A 16,713-nucleotide genomic window follows, 5' to 3' on the forward strand; every position below is an offset into this window, starting at 1 on the left:
CCTCCTCCACACCCCAACCCCTTCCCACCCGACCCTCCTCCACACCCCAACCCCTTCCCACCCGACCCTCCTCCACATCACTTCTTCTGTCTGTTAGCGCGAATAGACCCGCCGCCCGATAGTGCGCGTAACGTGATGCACGCGAAGCTCAGAGTTGATGCCGATTCGACCGCGAGCTAAGTCCTGAGACAACCCGAATGGTGTGGTCATGGCTCCTCCATAGATCAAGGGGCCGCAAGTATTCCCACGCCCTGGCCGAAGGGGGGCAAGTTGCGGCCTGGGAGGGCTATCGGATGACCCAGCATCTGGGCACAGCTAAGAAGAGTGACAGCTTCGTCTTTTGTAGAGGCCGGTGTTCCCATTTGGGATGTGTACCTCGCCGTACCATTACGGATACGACGTCGATGGAGTCGAGAATCAGAGCTTTCGAGGCAATAGTGCGGCCTTCAAAGCCCTAGTTCAGATTTTATGGCGAGTTGATCAGCCCACTTCCTGCGTCAAAATGCCATCTACCACTTTTAACAGGGCAAGAGGGCGATCGAAGTCCCTATTCGGAATTCGGTAGGACGGGGCCCTCCTGTTTCACGTGAAACGACCTCCAGGCACTGAAATGGCCAGCACCCTCTGCTCGGTGTTTCACGTGAAACAGGACCAATCGGATCCGTTCGACACCACGGTGATGGCACTACGACAGCACTACAGGGTAGGCCAACGGCGACTGAATCCGATCCCGACAATTGGATTCATTCACCGTCTCGTCCGGAAACGCAACGGAGTAGATGTCTCAGGATCCAGCGATGAAGTATGCGCGGGGTCGGCGAGGAGTCGTACCAGCGGCTGCACAGCAAACGCGTATGCGCCTTCAGTGCTATCGGCGGCCTCGGAAGTTCTTTCATCGGCCCCTACCGGGACGTATGCCCTCAGGGAGGCCGCTCCGGATGCTCAGCGGGCCCTGTAAGGCGATCGCGGCCTTTCCCGAACCAGATTCCGGGGCAGCGGCATGCTGTCCGCTCTAGGCGTGCTTCCATGGCTGCCAGAGCCCTGAAGTGGCATGAAGTGGCAGAGTTGCGACCAGCAGCCTCTAGGCTGGTGTAGAAGCGCTCGTATGACCCGCAGTACCCCTTTAGCCGACTTCCGCGAAATGAAGGTTCAAGAGTCTGAACCAGGCCCATTCAGGAAAGCATCAGAACGTTCCACCTCCAAGCAGACTCGTTCCGCTGAGACCTCTCCGCGGTACCCCGACAGAGACACGGACTCTCTGTTTCACGTGAAACGTATCCGTAGTTTCACGACGACCGGTGTCCCGGGAAGCACACTCGAATCTGATCACAAGCAAGACAGCCCATCGCTGCCGCCGTTAGGACTCTTTGCTGCTTGCTGTTTGCTGCTGCGGAGCGAGCATCTCATGAGGAACACGGGGAGTGACCGGAACGCCCGTGTGGCTTGCTGCTTTGCCTTTTGATTCGCAGCCACCGAGAAGTAGCTCAAGGGCGGGATTGCCTCTTCTCTGAGGATGATCGTGTCACCCGACCGCAAGAGTGTTCAGCCTGACGGCCTAAGCCCATGTCGACGATCGCAGCAGGTCTACAGTACGCCATGTGATTTCAGGTATTCAGCTGTCGGATTGGCGGGTACGCCGTCAGCGTGTCCAGATTCCGCACATTGCCCTGTGGGCTAATGGCGACAACTCTTCGCGACGGAACACCAACGGCATGCCGGGCTATGGGTCGTTTCACGTGAAACCGAACCACAGAACACTCTCTAGCCAGCGGCTACGGAGGGCACCTATTCTCTCAGTAGACTCAGAGCGGCTCCTCGCTGAACCCTTGTGTGTGTGGGGCGGACTGCGACGATGCCTACTGCGACGGCCGAATAGGATCACGAGATACTTGCCCATGCTGATCCCGGGTTCTGATTGCTGAGGCAGGGGAACTCTGACAGCTACTCGGCCCCCACGCCACGCCAACTGCGGCCACCGTTCAGTGCCTCCAGGTGGCGCACTGTTTATGCGGAGCCAGAGGACTGCATGGACGTCAACATGAGGCAGCTCGTATCTCAGTCGCTATGGTCATTCGTGACAGAACATCCGATGATTTACGCACCTAGGTGCTCGGCATCTTAGGCACGTTCGGCGCAATGCTCCGTCAGCAGCCACAGGTGTCGGCCTTCATTCCAGTTCTGTCATCCCAGGCTGAGACCGGGAGGGGATCACCCTACCGTCCGCGCCAATCGCCAGCCTAGGCGAAGGCCTCAACTCTGTCGTGCTCTCGGATGGTTCAGGATCGATCCTCGCCATCATTCCCAAGTTATCCGCAGGAGAGCCCTCTTCTTATGCACATAGTTATCCACAGGCTTATCCACTGCGGGTGTTCAATCTCACCATCCCACTAAGAGAGCCAAGACAGTGGGACATCTATGGCATCTTTTGGGGAAGTTGATTCCAATGCACAAAGCCCAAACTGCTGAGGCTCGAAAGTTCCGAAATTGCGCAAGAATACAGCGCTTTTACGTGTCATAAACCCCTGTTGAAGCTCAATTTCTACCACTCGGGATCAAACCCAGAACAGGCCTTGCCGCATCACTTCAGGCCATCCGGCGAACGGGCTCTGAGGAAGCCGTCGAGTCATATTCGCTCGCTCGTTCGACCCACATCGGCCGAACGTTATCCCCAAAGATATCCACAGGCTTATCCACTGCGATATGCACAGTTGTAACGGGCAGTTTAGACCACGACGAGGTAATGGTCCCCTCTGCGTTTCACGTGAAACAAGCGGAGATGATGGCCCTATGCAGCGCCTGCAGGTGCGCCGGCTGATGAGGTCGTAATAGGGGAGCCGGCTACTCAGCGGCCTAAAAGCCAGTCGTCGAATCGCTAGAACAATAGTGTGTGAACGCGGACGAAATACTCGTCCTCAACATCCGACCAATACAAGCCTCGACCCCGCACTCACCGTCAGAGATCCAGGGTGCGTGATACGGGGGAGTGTATGGACAGATGCCGGATACTGCCGGCCTAGCCTGAATCCTCACGGCGAAGACGATGAGATTGCACAGGGCAGAGCGCCCTACGGACGGAACGAACTATAGGTGGTCCAAGAGCCCCTTGGCCTGTTTTTCACCCCTGAAGGTGCCAACCTGGGCTGGTTCATGCCTCACAGGCCTTCGACACTCCCGACACCCATGGACGCCCCGAGACCTCGCTAGCCCAGGCATTGGGGGAGCATTCAACATCGCTAGATAACTGGCCGCGGCTAAGCTATCACCGAGACCCTGGATCACTATAGGACCCTACACACCCACGGTGCTGTACTCCCTTACTGCCCTGGTGCTCGACTCCACAGCTTGAACAGCACGGTGACAACCATTCAATTGGGGACTACACCTAACTATTTGGGCAATCGAGCGCTTCACTGCCACACCTTGGCCGCGTTGCTCCTGATCTGACGATGGCACCGGCCTAACCAATGGGTCTTCCGAGGACACACTGGTTCGGCTGCAAGCCAGGGAACTATGCGAGCAGCCAGCCGCGCCAACCAGCCACGGCGCTCCTTCGCACCTGATGCGACCCGATCAATCTGGTTCTCTGGACCTGCCGGGCTATGTGCGACGGTCGGCTAATCCGTGGCTCCATCATCCTCCGCCCTACAGCAGTGTCTCATGACTCCAAGACAGCGACGCCAGCGAAGTCCGGGTCCGCAGTCGCCAGCTCTGCAGACACCCTCAGGCACAGTCCGGTTGCAGGTAAGACGGTCTATACAGACCGCTAGGCCCAGACGCCAGCAACATTCCTCTGGCCCAGAGTATGCGGAGCAACCTCCTTAGAGGTCAATGTGAACCCTATTCCGTTTTAGTAGATTTGTACGGCAATGTTTCACGTGAAACAGACGGGATACTGAGCCCCCACGGCTTGGGATATCGAATGTAGAAGCGTGGGAGGAGACTGATCCTGACTCGAATCAGAAGGATCCCACGCCCAGTCCAAAGGCAGTGATACGACTCAGCCAAGGCGGCAAACCAGCGGACCATAGCCCTATGGTCAGTCTGGGTGTTTCACGTGAAACCAGCAATGTCAGAGTACAAGATGTATCACTGCAGGCGCCGCATCTCCGTAAACAGGTACGCATGGACCTCTCGGGCATTCTCTGTCGCCGCTGGCTGCTGTAAGGTTCGTTCCTCAGTTGTGTCCAGGGCGACTTGAAGGGGATCGCCTATGGCCGGAAGAGTGCTTTTGGCGCTGCACGGCGCATTGCGCTGATTTCGACACGGAGAATAGGGCGGCCGCAGGTTTCACGTGAAACACCGTGAACATCTGGCGTGGTTTCAGATACCGGCGGAACAAACCTGTGCTCCCAGCACATGGAATCCCGAGTTATTCCAATATCAAGATCTTAGGTAGACGTCCCGGCACTAAATCATGATTTTGACCAACTGCTAAGAGAGCTGACAGCTCAGACACCCAAAGAGAGGGCCTAACCACAGCGCGAGACGCTACTGAGACGGCATCTGTATGAGTAGATTGCCGGAGATTTCTAGACCCCGGCACTGCGTGTTTCACGTGAAACACGCCAGTCCTAGTCAAATCAGTTAGTCAGCCCCACTCTGCGATGCACCAACACCCAGCGCCGGCGCGGATCGAGAGAACCGTTCCGCGCGCCCGCCGGGAATGAAACGGTGCCTCACGGTGCAAGGCCAGAAACCCCCAAAAAGGGCACATCGATCTGGAAAGAGAGGAAGGGCCCCACTCAATGAGTGGAGCCCTTCAGTAATTGCGCGTTAGCTTAGTCTTCAGAACCCGGACCCAGAACATCCATAATGCGGTTGAGGTCCTCAACGCTGGCGAACTCGATGCTTACTCGTCCCTTACGGGCGCCCAAAGTGATCTTCACATTCGTGTCCAAACGGTCCGAAAGTGAGGAAGCGAGGTAATCGAGCCGCTCATGCCGAGCATTTGGCTTGGGAATGCTGCTCTTCGCGGGCGTGGTGGGATCCTGGTAAAGCGTCACTGCCTCTTCGGTGGCACGCACAGACATACCCTCGGCGACAATACGCTGCGCCAGGCGTTCCATTGCGGCCGCATCCGGAAGGGCAAGCAAAGCCCGTGCATGGCCTGCGGATAGGACACCAGCGGCCACACGACGCTGCACCAACGGCGGAAGCTTGAGGAGGCGCAGTGTATTGGAGACCTGCGGGCGTGAGCGGCCGATGCGATCTGCCAGCTGCTCGTGCGTAGTACCAAAGTCCTCCAAGAGCTGCTGATACGCTGCAGCTTCTTCCAAGGGGTTCAGCTGGCTACGGTGCAGGTTCTCCAGAAGAGCATCACGGAGAAGGTCGTCGTCCGTGGTATCCCGGACAATCGCAGGAATGGTTTCCAGCCCTGCGGCCTGTACTGCCCGCCACCGACGCTCGCCCATAACGAGCTCGTACGGTTCTCCACCCTTTTCGGTTGAGGTTCGTACAACAATTGGCTGGAGAACCCCTATTTCCCGAACGGAGTGAACCAGTTCAGCCATGTCGTCCTCATCGAAGACGGAGCGGGGCTGTTTACGGTTCGGATGGATATCACCGACCGGGATCTCAGCGAACCGAGCCCCGGGAACCTCCACCAACTCGACGTCGTTGCTTTGGGGTGCCGAGGGAGCCTTTGCACGAGCTGAGGGAACCTGGACATCTGCATCCGAAGAAGGCACGGGCTGTTCGACGGCAGTGGACGCAGCGTCGGCAGAACGTTTCGCGCTGGACTTGGCAGCAGGCGTCTTGGCTGACGCGCTCTTGACCGGTGACTTCGCCGCAGGGGCCTTGGTTTTTGACGTCGCGGGTGATGACTTCGCAGCTGCCGGCGCTGAATCGGCAGGCACCGACTCCTCACGCGGAGATTCAACTGTCGGTTCCGACGCCTTACGTGCTTCCGGGAAGAACAGGTCCACGGGGCGGGACGGCGCTGAGCCATTTCCCTGGGCCGCGGCCGAGCTAGGAATGAGAGCCCCAAGACCCCTGCCGAGGCCCCTTCGCTTTTCGCTCATTGATTCATCCCTCCGATGGAATAGCCGAGCACGGACCTGCCCTGGCTGTTGCTGTGTTTCAAGAATTCTAACGTTCAGCGATTTCGGCTGCGGCCTCCATATAGGACAGCGCGCCGCTCGATGAAGGGTCGTAAGTCATGACGGTCTGCTGGTAGCTCGGCGCCTCAGAGATACGCACCGAGCGCGGAACCACCGCACTCAGGACCTGTTGGGGGAAGTGCTGGCGTACCTCTGATGCGACCTGTGCGGCAAGGTTCGTCCTGCCGTCATACATCGTGAGCAGGATGGTCGAGACCACCAAGTCAGCATTGAGGTGTTTCTGGATCATCTCAATGTTCTTGAGTAGCTGACTCAGTCCCTCAAGGGCGTAGTACTCACACTGAATGGGAATGAGAACCTCACTGGCTGCGCAGAAAGCGTTAACAGTGAGCAGACCCAGGCTGGGAGGGCAATCGATGAAGATGAAGTCCAGACGGCCCTCACCGTTCTTCTCTCGTTCCTTGGCATAGACATCAATGGCACGCCGGAGCCTCTGCTCACGGGCCACCAGCGAAACGAGTTCAATCTCAGCGCCAGCCAAGTGAATGGTCGCCGGCGCGCAGATGAGGTTGGGAATGTCGGGGCATGGGGCCACGACCTCCTTCAACGGAAGATCGTTGATGAGGACGTCGTAGATGCTGTCTACATCTGCATGGTGCTCAATACCCAGGGCCGTAGATGCGTTTCCCTGCGGATCGATATCGATCACGAGCACGTTGAGGCCTGCCGAGGCCAGGGCTGCTGCAATGTTCACAGTGGTAGTGGTCTTACCCACCCCGCCTTTTTGGTTGGAAACCGTAAAGATACGTGTCCCTTCCGGCTTGGGAAGTTCACGGCCGATCAAGCGCTCTCGGCGCCGCGTTTCATTCGCGAGCTGCCGCGCTATTGGGCTGGAATCATCGATGGAATCCATGACGTTCTGCACTCCATCTGAGACGGTTTCACGTGAAACTGCAGCGTTTGCAACTGAATCAGTGCGCACAATCGCGGACTGGAGAGACGAAGAGGGTGTAGCCATGGCCCGCGCGGACCCCAAGGACATAAAGGGGGGTATCCGTTGCGTGGAAGTTTCACTACTGCCCACTGGTCACACTCTCACTCTCATTCGGCGCTTGCTGCCGTTCTCTAGCCTAACCGCTCAGCCGCCGACACGCGGGAAACCAAGCGGTACCTACGCCGTCTTTCCGTGCTTCTTGACGATAATCCTCACCACAGTGGTGGGTTCTTCCAGCAGCTCCTGCCCGCAAACCACGACAGACGTTTCCACGCCCCCGAGCTTGCGGATGACTTTGCCGGCCTTCTCTATCTCTTCAGAAGCACTGCGACCCTTGATGGCCACTACCTCTCCGCTGCCGTTAAGCAACGGGATGGTCAGCCCGGCCAGATTGGTCAGCGCTGATACAGCCCTGGCTGTGACGACGTCAGCGTCCACCATGCCTACGGCCAACTCGGCACGTGTCCGCATGATGGTGACGTTGTCCAGTCCCAGGTCATCCACCACTTCCTGAAGCCAGATGACTCGACGTTCCAAGGGTTCAATCAAGGTCAACTCGAGATCCGGGCGGGCTATGGCAAGGCAGAGACCAGGTAGCCCGGCGCCGGAACCGACGTCGGCAACGTGGCTGTTCCTTGCGATGGCGGACTCGATCACTGCACAGTTGAGAACATGCCTGCTCCACAAACGGGGAACCTCGCGCGGGCCAATCAGCCCACGTTCTGCTCCTGACGTGGCCAGGTGCTCAACGTAGCGCTTGGCAAGATCCAGGCGCTCCCCAAAGATCTTCTCTGCAGCTGCCAGTTCTGCTGCGGTGATTTCGACCATGGGCTCTAGTCAGCCGAAACGACGATGTGACGGCCAGCGCCTTCGCCTTCGGACTCGGAGACGAATCCAAGATCAGCCACGGCATCATGGACAATCTTGCGCTCGTAAGCGCTCATCGGTTCGAGGGCCACAGTCCCGCCGTCTGCCTTAACCTTGGCCACTGCGTCTTCGGCGATCTGCTGGAGAACGCCTGCGCGCTCCTTGCGGTAGCCGTTGATGTCCAGCACCAGGCGTGAGCGGGTCTCGGTAGCGGAGAGAACGGAGAGGCGGGCGAGTTCCTGCAGGGCCTCGAGGACCTCACCGTCGCGCCCCACCAGGCTGTCCAGGGCCGCAGACTCTTCGTCCGTACCGATGGAGATGTAAGTACGTCCGTTCCGGACCTCAATGTCGATGTCGCCGTCGATGTCGGCTATATCAAGAAGTTCTTCGAGGTAGTCGGCGGCGATGTCGCCTTCCTCTTCCAAGCGGCTTGCCGTCTTGGATTGTGTCTCTTCCTGGGAGTCATCCTGCTCTTCAGTCACGGCGGCGATAACTTCTTCAGTGCTCTCGGCAGACATTACTTCTTCTTCCTGTTCTTACGTTGTGGCTGGACGCGCTGGGCACGGGCTTCGGCTGCGGCGGCTGCAGCAGCTTCGGCTTCGGCAGCGGCGTCCGCGGCTTTCTTGCCACCCAGCAGCGGGGGCAGGCCCTTGGCAGCGCGGCGCTCTTCAAGTGCCTTCGCGGCCGGTGAGCCCGGGGTAGGCATACGGCGAATGACGAAGAACTGCTGTCCCATGGTCCAGAGGTTCGTGGTGGTCCAGTAGATGAGGACACCGATCGGGAAGTTGATGCCACCGATACCGAAGACGAGCGGCAGGATGTAGAGCATCATCTTCTGCTGGCGCATGAACGGGCTGGCCATGGCCTCTTCGGACATGTTTTTGGCCATGATCTGCTTCTGGGTGATGAACTGCGAGGCGGTCATGGCGACGATCATCACAATCGAAAGTACCCAGACCGTAACGTCATTGCCGCCAGCCCCGCCGTGCAGCAAGGATGCTGACAGAGGCGCGCCGAAGATGCTGGACTGATCGAACTGCACCACTTGTTCGTGGCTCATGGCACCGACGCCTTGGCCCTCCTTGGCGTTGGTGGAGATACCCGACAACACCTGGAACAACGCGAAGAAGAACGGCATCTGGATCAGCATCGGCAAACATGCCGAGAACGGGTTGGTGCCGTGCTTCTTGTACAGCGCCATCTGCTCCTGGGCCATGGCCTGGCGGGAGAGCTGATCAGTCTTGCCCTTGTACTTGGTCTGCAGCTTCTTCAAGTCCGGCTGCAGCAGCTGCATGCCGCGCTGCGCCTTGATCTGCTTCACGAACACAGGAATCAGGGCAGCACGGATCACCAGCACAAGGCCGATAATCGACAAGGTCCACGTCCAGCCGTTGGCGGCGGGCAAGCCGATGAAGCTCAGTCCGTCGTGGAAGGCAACCATGATGATTGACACCAGCCACTTGAACGGAAACATGATCGTTCCAAAGAAGTCCATACGATATCCCTATTCGTTAGGCCGCAGTGCGGCCTTCTTCATCAGCCTGAGCAGCCAGGAACTGGTCCGGATTGTTCAGTACAACAATTGTGGGCGTCCGGCCTTCGGGCCAATGACGATGGCCGGCGGGGACATGGTCCACTCCACCGGCGTTCCAGGGGTGGCATTTGGCGAGCCTCCTGGCTGCCAGCCAGCTACCCTTCACGGCGCCATGCACCGTCACTGCTTCCAAGGCATATGCCGAGCAGGAGGGAAAGAAACGGCAAACCTGGCCGTACAGGGGTGAGATCACCTTGCGGTATGTCTTCAGCAGGATGATCAGGATGTTGCGGGGCAGCTCCCAGAGGAATGTGCCCACCGCCGCCGAGAGGCTCCGCCGGGGAACCTTCCCGGAGGGGTCGCTTGAGGAAGGAACGACGGCGGTGCTTATGTCATGCACGCGGTGTCCCTTCCGTTGTGGTGCCGTTGTGTTCGGTCGAAGCATTGCGTGGAACTGAGCCACTCAATCGCTTCGTCGTCACTGCCAGTGCGGCGTTGTAGTCCGAAAGCAACTGCTCCCAGCTCGCATTTGCAGCTGCGGGCAGTGCCCGGACCACGACCGCCAGGCCCGTTCCATGCGTATGCAAGGAAAGTGCGCCTGCTTCTCTCAGTCTCCTCTTAACGAGGTTCCTGGTCACGGCGTTCCCGACGGCTTTGGAGACAATGAAGCCGATTCGACTCGGCTCCCCGGCTCCGATAGGAGCCGTATATAACACTAAGTTCCGGCGTCCATTGCGGACGCCGGAACGTACAGTTGTTGAAAAGTCGGTAGACGTCCGCAGACGGTTAGGGGTGGCTAGCACCGTCGAACCCGCAAATAGACCCTGACCGACAAGTCAGTTATTTACGCCGACAGTTCGACGCGGCCCTTGCCGCGACGGGCAGCCAGGATGGCGCGGCCGGCACGGGTGCGCATACGAAGGCGGAAGCCGTGCTTCTTGGCCCGACGGCGGTTATTCGGCTGAAAAGTCCGCTTGCTCACGTTAGTTACTCCAGTGGATCAAAGGTGCGCCCACCCGATCAAAAAAGGGGAAGAACTGGCCGACGCTAAGTTTTGTATGTGCCTGCCGCCGTTGCCTTCCGAACGATGAACGTACGGGGTTACAACTGATCTCAAAAGCGGACACAAAGGACTTCACAACGTTAGGGCAAAAAGGCACCCACAGTCAAACCGGGAGCCTGCCGCGCATCTATCCACAGTTGTGTTCAACAGCGGCTTCAAGCCTGTGGATGAAGTGGCTCACAGAGCGTTTTGCAGAACCACAACAGTGTAATTATCCACAGGCAACTTCCCAGCTATCTTCTGGCGATTTCATCCCCTAGAGTGGCTCAGTAGCCCATTGTCCACCCGCTGTGCATAACTCTGTGGATTAACGCCCGGACCAGCGCCCGCCTGAGACACCTCGGCTGCCAGCAACGCCGGCAAGCAAGTATTTAGGAACTGATTGATGACAGTAGACGAAGCCAACCACGCCAACACTGTCGGAAGTTCCTGGCGCAGGGTGCTAACCCTCCTGGAACAGGACGACCGGGTCACACCCCGTCAGCGTGGTTTCGTCATTCTCGCCCAGGCCCAAGGCCTTATCGGTTCAACCTTGCTGGTGGCCGTGCCCAATGAGCTAACCCGCGAAGTCCTCCAGACGCAGGTCAAGGATGCTCTGGATGACGCCTTGCGCAATGTCTTCTCCGACGACATCCGCTGTGCCATCGATGTCGACACCGATCTGGTACCCGTCCATGCCGAGCCGGAACCCGCCGTCGAGCTTTCCGCCGTTCCTGACTTCGCTGAGCCGAAGCCGCAGCCAACCCCGCCGAGCACCTCACATGAGTTCGGCCGCCTGAATCCTAAGTACATCTTCGACACTTTCGTGATCGGTTCCTCGAACCGATTTGCCCATGCGGCCGCCGTCGCTGTCGCGGAAGCGCCGGCAAAGGCGTACAACCCGCTCTTCATCTACGGCGACTCGGGCCTTGGCAAGACGCACCTGCTGCACGCGATCGGGCACTACGCACGCAGGCTCTACAGCGGCATCCGGGTCCGCTACGTGAACTCGGAAGAATTCACGAACGACTTCATCAACTCCATCCGTGATGACGAGGGCACCAGCTTCAAGACCACGTACCGCAACGTGGATGTCCTCCTGATCGATGACATCCAGTTCCTGGCAGGCAAGGACCGGACGCAGGAAGAGTTCTTCCACACGTTCAACGCGCTGCACAACGCCAACAAGCAGGTTGTCATCACCTCGGACCAGCCACCCAAGATGCTGGCCGGCTTCGAAGACCGCATGACTTCCCGCTTCGAGTGGGGCCTTCTGACGGACATCCAGCCGCCGGAACTCGAAACGCGTATCGCCATCCTCCGCAAAAAGGGATTGAGCGAAGGCCTCTCGGCCCCCGATGACGCCTTGGAGTACATCGCGTCCAAGATCTCCAGCAACATCCGCGAACTTGAAGGCGCACTGATCCGCGTCACGGCTTTCGCCAGCCTGAACCGCCAACCGGTGGATGTCGCCCTCGCAGAGATGGTGCTCAAGGACCTGATTACCGACGACGGCGCCCAAGAGATCACGGCGAAGCAGATCCTTGACCAGACTGCTGACTACTTCAAGCTCAGCATGGAAGAGCTCTGCAGCAAGTCCCGTACCCGCACCCTGGTGACCGCACGCCAGATCGCGATGTACCTCTGCCGCGAACTGACGGATATGTCGCTTCCCAAGATCGGGCAGGAGCTCGGCGGACGTGACCACACCACGGTCATCCACGCCGACCGCAAGATCCGCGAGCTCATGGCCGAGCGTCGTGTGATCTACAACCAGGTCACAGAGCTCACCAACCGCATCAAACAGCAGCAACGCGACTCCTGAAATCCACATCGCGTCCGCCACTACATACCTTATTAACAGGCACATGTGGATAAGCCTGTGGATACTTAAGGGGACAAGCACGGTTAATGGGCTTAAAACCCTTAAGCCGTCTGTGGATCGTTAAAAACCGGCTTTGGAGTTGTCCCCATCCACAACCTGTTTAAAACCCAGTTAACGCACAGTCCATGAACAGGGCTTAACCCCGGATCTGCGCCGCAGGATGGGGTTATCCACAGTTTCCACAGCAGTTATTAACACTACGAATCCCAAAAAATTGAAATCCCTCAAATAACAATCTCGTTCTGCCACCCACCCGACCCTCCGAAGGACATGCCAAGTTCCGGGCCACGGCCAGCCTGCGGCTGTCCACATAGGACGGGTCGGAGCAATCGGGGATGGGTTAATCGCGGATCTTCCGGCTAAGCTGTCAGCAGCGCTCCCATCCTTGGGTCTTGTTTGTAGTTCGCTGAGTGCGGACCATGCAGGTTCCGATGCCGGACTGCGAAGATTTAGCGGTTTCCAAGCAGGAATCCGCGGCTACTACATGGCAGCAGCAATGAAAGGCGGCACCCCTCCGTGAAGTTCAGAGTCGACCGCGACGTCCTGGCAGAAGCCGTTACGTGGACCGCGCGGTCGTTGTCTCCGCGGCCGCCCGTTCCTGTGCTTTCCGGCCTCCTCCTCAAAGCTGAGGCGGGAACCGTAAGCCTCTCGAGCTTCGACTACGAAACATCGGCGCGCCTGGAAATCCCCGCCGATATCGCCGTCGAGGGCACCATCCTGGTTTCCGGACGCCTCCTGGCAGACATCTGCCGCAGCCTCCCCTCGGCTCCGGTCGAGGTTGAAACAGACGGAAGCAAAGTCACTCTTACCTGCCGTCGAAGCAGCTTCCACCTGGCCACAATGCCTGAGTCCGAGTACCCGGCCCTTCCTGCGCTTCCGGCCATCAGCGGCACCTTGCCCGGCGATGCTTTCGCCCAAGCCGTGTCCCAGGTCATCATCGCTGCGAGCAAGGACGACACCTTGCCGATCCTGACCGGCGTCCGCATGGAGATCGAGGATGACCTCATCACGCTCCTGGCTACGGACCGCTACCGGTTGGCCATGCGGGAAGTGCCGTGGAAGCCAGTAACTCCCGGCATCTCAACCAGCGCACTCGTGAAGTCCAAGACCCTGAACGAAGTCGCCAAAACTTTGGGCGGCAGCGGTGACATCAACCTGGCCCTCGCGGACGACGACAGCCGGCTTATTGGTTTCGAGAGCGGCGGCCGTACCACGACGTCGCTCCTGGTAGACGGCGATTACCCGAAGATCCGCTCACTTTTCCCGGACTCTACCCCGATCCACGCAACAGTCCAGACCCAGGAATTGGTGGAGGCTGTACGTCGCGTTTCCCTCGTTGCAGAGCGCAACACTCCCGTCCGCCTCGCCTTCACGCAGGGCCTGCTGAACCTCGACGCCGGCACCGGCGAAGACGCGCAGGCTTCCGAAGAGCTCGAAGCACAGTTGTCCGGCGATGACATCACCGTGGCCTTCAACCCGCACTACCTTGTTGAAGGTTTGAGCGTCATCGAGACCAAGTACGTTCGCTTCTCCTTCACCACCGCTCCCAAGCCGGCCATGATCACGGCCCAGGCTGAGGCCGACGGCGAAGACCAGGACGACTACCGCTACCTCGTGATGCCGGTCCGCCTTCCCAACTAATCGGCAAAACCCGCCCCGCTTTCGCAGAAAAGAGTTCGCACTGTGCACATCGGATTGATCGGCCTTGGAAAAATGGGTTTCAACATGCGGGAACGCATGCGGAAAGGCGGCATCGAGGTCACAGGCTTCGACCGGAATCCCGAGGTCACCGATGCCGCTTCGGTCGACGAGCTCATTGCCGCCCTTCCTACTCCGCGGCTCGTGTGGGTCATGGTTCCCTCAGGGGAGATCACTGACGCGGTCGTGACGGAACTCGGCGGGAAACTGAGCCCCGGCGATATGGTGATCGACGGCGGAAATTCACGTTTCACCGAAGACCAGAAGCACGCTGCCGCGCTGGCCGAGAAGGGCATCCGCTTCGCTGACTGCGGTGTTTCCGGCGGCGTCTGGGGTCTCCAGAACGGTTACGGCCTCATGGCTGGTGGAGCTGACGAAGACATCGAACTTGCCATGCCGGTCTTCGACGCTCTTCGTCCTGAAGGCGATCGGGCCGACAGCTTTGTCCACGTTGGCGGCGTTGGCGCCGGCCACTACGCCAAGATGGTGCACAACGGCATCGAGTACGGCTTGATGCAGGCCTATGCCGAGGGATATGAACTCCTCGCCGCAAAGGACATCGTCAAGGACCTTCCCGGAACGTTCCGCGCATGGCAAAAGGGAACGGTTGTCCGGTCCTGGCTCCTGGACCTCATGGTGAAGGCACTCGACGAAGATCCGGGGCTGGCCTCCATTGACGACTACGTCGAAGATTCCGGCGAGGGCCGCTGGACCGTGGAGGAAGCCATCGCCAATGCTGTTCCGGCACCGGCCATCACGGCTGCGCTCTTTGCACGCTTTGCTTCGCGCGAAGACAACTCACCGGCCATGAAAATGGTTTCCGCCCTGCGTCACCAGTTCGGCGGACACGCCACCCGTCCGGCCAACTAGGCCGCAGGAGTCCTGCAAACGGCGTGTACCTCGAACATCTTTCGCTGACTGATTTCCGCAGCTACGCACAGGTAGACCTGAAACTGGGTCCCGGTGTCACCGTGCTGGTGGGTTCCAACGGCATCGGCAAGACAAACCTCATGGAAGCCATCGGCTATTTGGCTACCCTGAGCTCGCACCGTGTCAGCACAGACGCGCCATTGCTTCGTTTTGGTTCAGAACGCGCATTGATCCGGGCCCGTTTGGTCCGTGGTGAGCAAGCGACGGTCATCGAGCTTGAAATCAATGCCGGGCGCGCCAACCGGGGACGCATCAACCGGGGAAACCCGGTGCGCGCACGGGACATCCTGGGCATTTGCCACACGGTGCTGTTCGCGCCCGAGGACCTGGCACTGGTGAAGGGGGACCCCTCCAACCGCCGGCGCTTCCTCGATGAACTGCTGGTCAGCCTGGTACCCCGCCATGCTGCCACCCGCAGTGACTACGACCGCGTCCTGAAACAGCGGAACGCCTTGTTGAAATCGGCCCGTGCAGGCAAATTCACTGCGGGTCATGAAGCAACCCTGGATGTGTGGGACCAACACATGGCCAAGGCCGGGGCCGAATTGCTGCACGCCCGGCTGGAGTTGGTGGAGCGGTTGCGTCCGCACCTGAACAGCGCCTACGCCCAACTCACGGATGGTTCCAAGGACGCCGGGGCGGTTTACCGCTCCACCATCCAGGACATCCTGGACGACGACGGCGGTCCGGCCGACTACGGAACGGAACCTTCGCCGTCGGTTGAGGACCTCAGGCTGCTGTCCGTCGACGAACTCACCGAACGCTATGTCCAGGCCTTTGCAGCTTCGCGGAAAAAGGAACTTGAGCGGGGCATCTCGCTTGTTGGCCCGCACCGCGACGAGTTGGAACTCGTCCTGGGACAGGCTCCAGCCAAGGGCTATGCCTCCCACGGCGAAACGTGGTCCATGTGCCTGTCCTTGCGCCTGGCTTCCTACTACGTCATGTTGGACGATGCCCGGACTGGTGGAACTGCGCCGATCCTGATTCTGGACGATGTTTTTGCCGAATTGGACGTGCAGAGGCGGCGTAGACTGGCTGCAATAGTGGCCGGCGCCGAACAGGTTCTGGTGACTGCCGCCGTCGGTGCCGATATCCCTGAGGAGCTGGCCGGACGGCGCGTAACCGTTGTTCCGGGAGGCATCGATGGCGAAGGATAGTCCCGAAGGACTGCAACCGGGCCGGGATCCGGACGAAATTGATGCTGCCCAGGCGGCGCTGAACCGCATGCGTGAAGCAGCCGCGGCCCGAGGTGAAGTAAGGCTGCGTGCCCCCAGGCCCGGATCTGCTCCCAAACGCAAGGGTCTGCGGGATACCCGGGGTTTTGCGCAGTTTCATGGCAGCGGCCGCGACCCCTTGGGCTTGGGCAATGTTGTGGGAAGGCTTGTGGCGGAACGGGGTTGGACTTCTCCTGTTGCCGTCGGTTCCGTCATGGCCGAATGGGAAACGTTGGTTGGGTCGGACATCTCCGCCCACTGCACCCCGGAGAGTTTCACCGACACCACGCTGCATGTCCGCTGTGACTCAACGGCATGGGCCACGCAATTGCGGTTGCTCAGTACCAGCCTCCTGGAGATGTTCCGGAATGAGCTGGGTGAAGGGGTGGTCACCAGCATCCAGGTCCTGGGGCCATCAGCTCCAAGTTGGCGAAAAGGCGGGCGCAGTGTCAACGGCCGCGGCCCCCGGGATACCTACGGCTGAACGGCG

12 protein-coding genes and 1 pseudogene are annotated in these 16,713 nt (G+C 59.3%); 5 read left to right on the plus strand and 8 right to left on the minus strand.

What is annotated here, in order from left to right; genetic code table 11:
- Positions 1-4,778 precede the first annotated feature (4,778 nt).
- The 8 genes from PV760_RS13975 to rpmH all read right to left on the minus strand — a co-directional run bounded on the left by PV760_RS13975 (position 4,779) and on the right by rpmH (position 10,436).
- Positions 4,779-6,020: a ParB/RepB/Spo0J family partition protein gene (locus PV760_RS13975; protein ID WP_354628073.1), complete on the minus strand. Its 1,242-nt coding sequence runs from the start codon at positions 6,018-6,020 to the stop codon at positions 4,779-4,781.
- Between the two features lie 67 nt (positions 6,021-6,087).
- Positions 6,088-7,143, minus strand: coding sequence for a ParA family protein (locus PV760_RS13980; protein WP_227453619.1), 1,056 nt, complete (start codon positions 7,141-7,143; stop codon positions 6,088-6,090).
- Between the two features lie 87 nt (positions 7,144-7,230).
- The gene (rsmG, locus tag PV760_RS13985) at positions 7,231-7,881 is read right to left on the minus strand and encodes a 16S rRNA (guanine(527)-N(7))-methyltransferase RsmG (protein WP_354628074.1); all 651 of its coding nucleotides are present in this window, start codon (positions 7,879-7,881) and stop codon (positions 7,231-7,233) included.
- 5 nt (positions 7,882-7,886) lie between these two features.
- Positions 7,887-8,438: a Jag family protein gene (locus tag PV760_RS13990; RefSeq protein ID WP_039238989.1), complete on the minus strand. Its 552-nt coding sequence runs from the start codon at positions 8,436-8,438 to the stop codon at positions 7,887-7,889.
- Positions 8,438-9,415: a membrane protein insertase YidC gene (yidC, locus tag PV760_RS13995; RefSeq protein WP_018778484.1), complete on the minus strand. Its 978-nt coding sequence runs from the start codon at positions 9,413-9,415 to the stop codon at positions 8,438-8,440. Before yidC ends, PV760_RS13990 begins: the two co-directional genes overlap by 1 nt.
- Positions 9,416-9,431: 16 nt before the next feature.
- Positions 9,432-9,917, minus strand: coding sequence for a membrane protein insertion efficiency factor YidD (gene yidD, locus PV760_RS14000; protein ID WP_026267272.1), 486 nt, complete (start codon positions 9,915-9,917; stop codon positions 9,432-9,434).
- Complete coding sequence (gene rnpA, locus PV760_RS14005) at positions 9,847-10,257, minus strand: ribonuclease P protein component (RefSeq protein ID WP_079582047.1); 411 nt, start codon at positions 10,255-10,257, stop codon at positions 9,847-9,849. The genes yidD and rnpA overlap by 71 nt, the downstream gene beginning before the upstream one ends.
- Before the next feature lie 41 nt (positions 10,258-10,298).
- Complete coding sequence (gene rpmH, locus PV760_RS14010; protein WP_011776797.1) at positions 10,299-10,436, minus strand: 50S ribosomal protein L34; 138 nt, start codon at positions 10,434-10,436, stop codon at positions 10,299-10,301.
- A gap of 466 nt (positions 10,437-10,902) precedes the next feature.
- On the opposite strand from rpmH, the gene dnaA reads away from it, so the two are divergent.
- The 5 genes and pseudogenes from dnaA (at position 10,903) to PV760_RS14035 (ending at position 16,707) form a co-directional block, all read left to right on the plus strand.
- Positions 10,903-12,321, plus strand: a complete 1,419-nt coding sequence (gene dnaA / locus PV760_RS14015; protein WP_018778482.1) for a chromosomal replication initiator protein DnaA — start codon at positions 10,903-10,905, stop codon at positions 12,319-12,321.
- A 576-nt stretch (positions 12,322-12,897) separates the two neighbouring features.
- Positions 12,898-14,022, plus strand: a complete 1,125-nt coding sequence (gene dnaN, locus PV760_RS14020) for a DNA polymerase III subunit beta (RefSeq protein ID WP_018778481.1) — start codon at positions 12,898-12,900, stop codon at positions 14,020-14,022.
- A 15-nt stretch (positions 14,023-14,037) separates the two neighbouring features.
- A pseudogene (gene gnd / locus PV760_RS14025) lies at positions 14,038-14,949 on the plus strand (phosphogluconate dehydrogenase (NAD(+)-dependent, decarboxylating)); the annotation flags it as partial.
- Positions 14,950-14,972: 23 nt separating this feature from the next.
- On the plus strand, positions 14,973-16,166 hold the full coding sequence (recF, locus tag PV760_RS14030) for a DNA replication/repair protein RecF (RefSeq protein WP_354628075.1): 1,194 nt from the start codon (positions 14,973-14,975) through the stop codon (positions 16,164-16,166).
- Positions 16,153-16,707 carry a DciA family protein gene (locus PV760_RS14035; protein WP_018778478.1) on the plus strand — a complete coding sequence of 185 codons (555 nt, stop codon included), beginning with the start codon at positions 16,153-16,155 and terminating at the stop codon, positions 16,705-16,707. The genes recF and PV760_RS14035 overlap by 14 nt, the downstream gene beginning before the upstream one ends.
- Positions 16,708-16,713: the final 6 nt, after the last annotated feature.

Origin of the sequence: Paenarthrobacter sp. CC6, assembly GCF_040560085.1 — a bacterium.
GTDB classification, from domain to species: Bacteria; Actinomycetota; Actinomycetes; order Actinomycetales; family Micrococcaceae; genus Arthrobacter; species Arthrobacter nicotinovorans.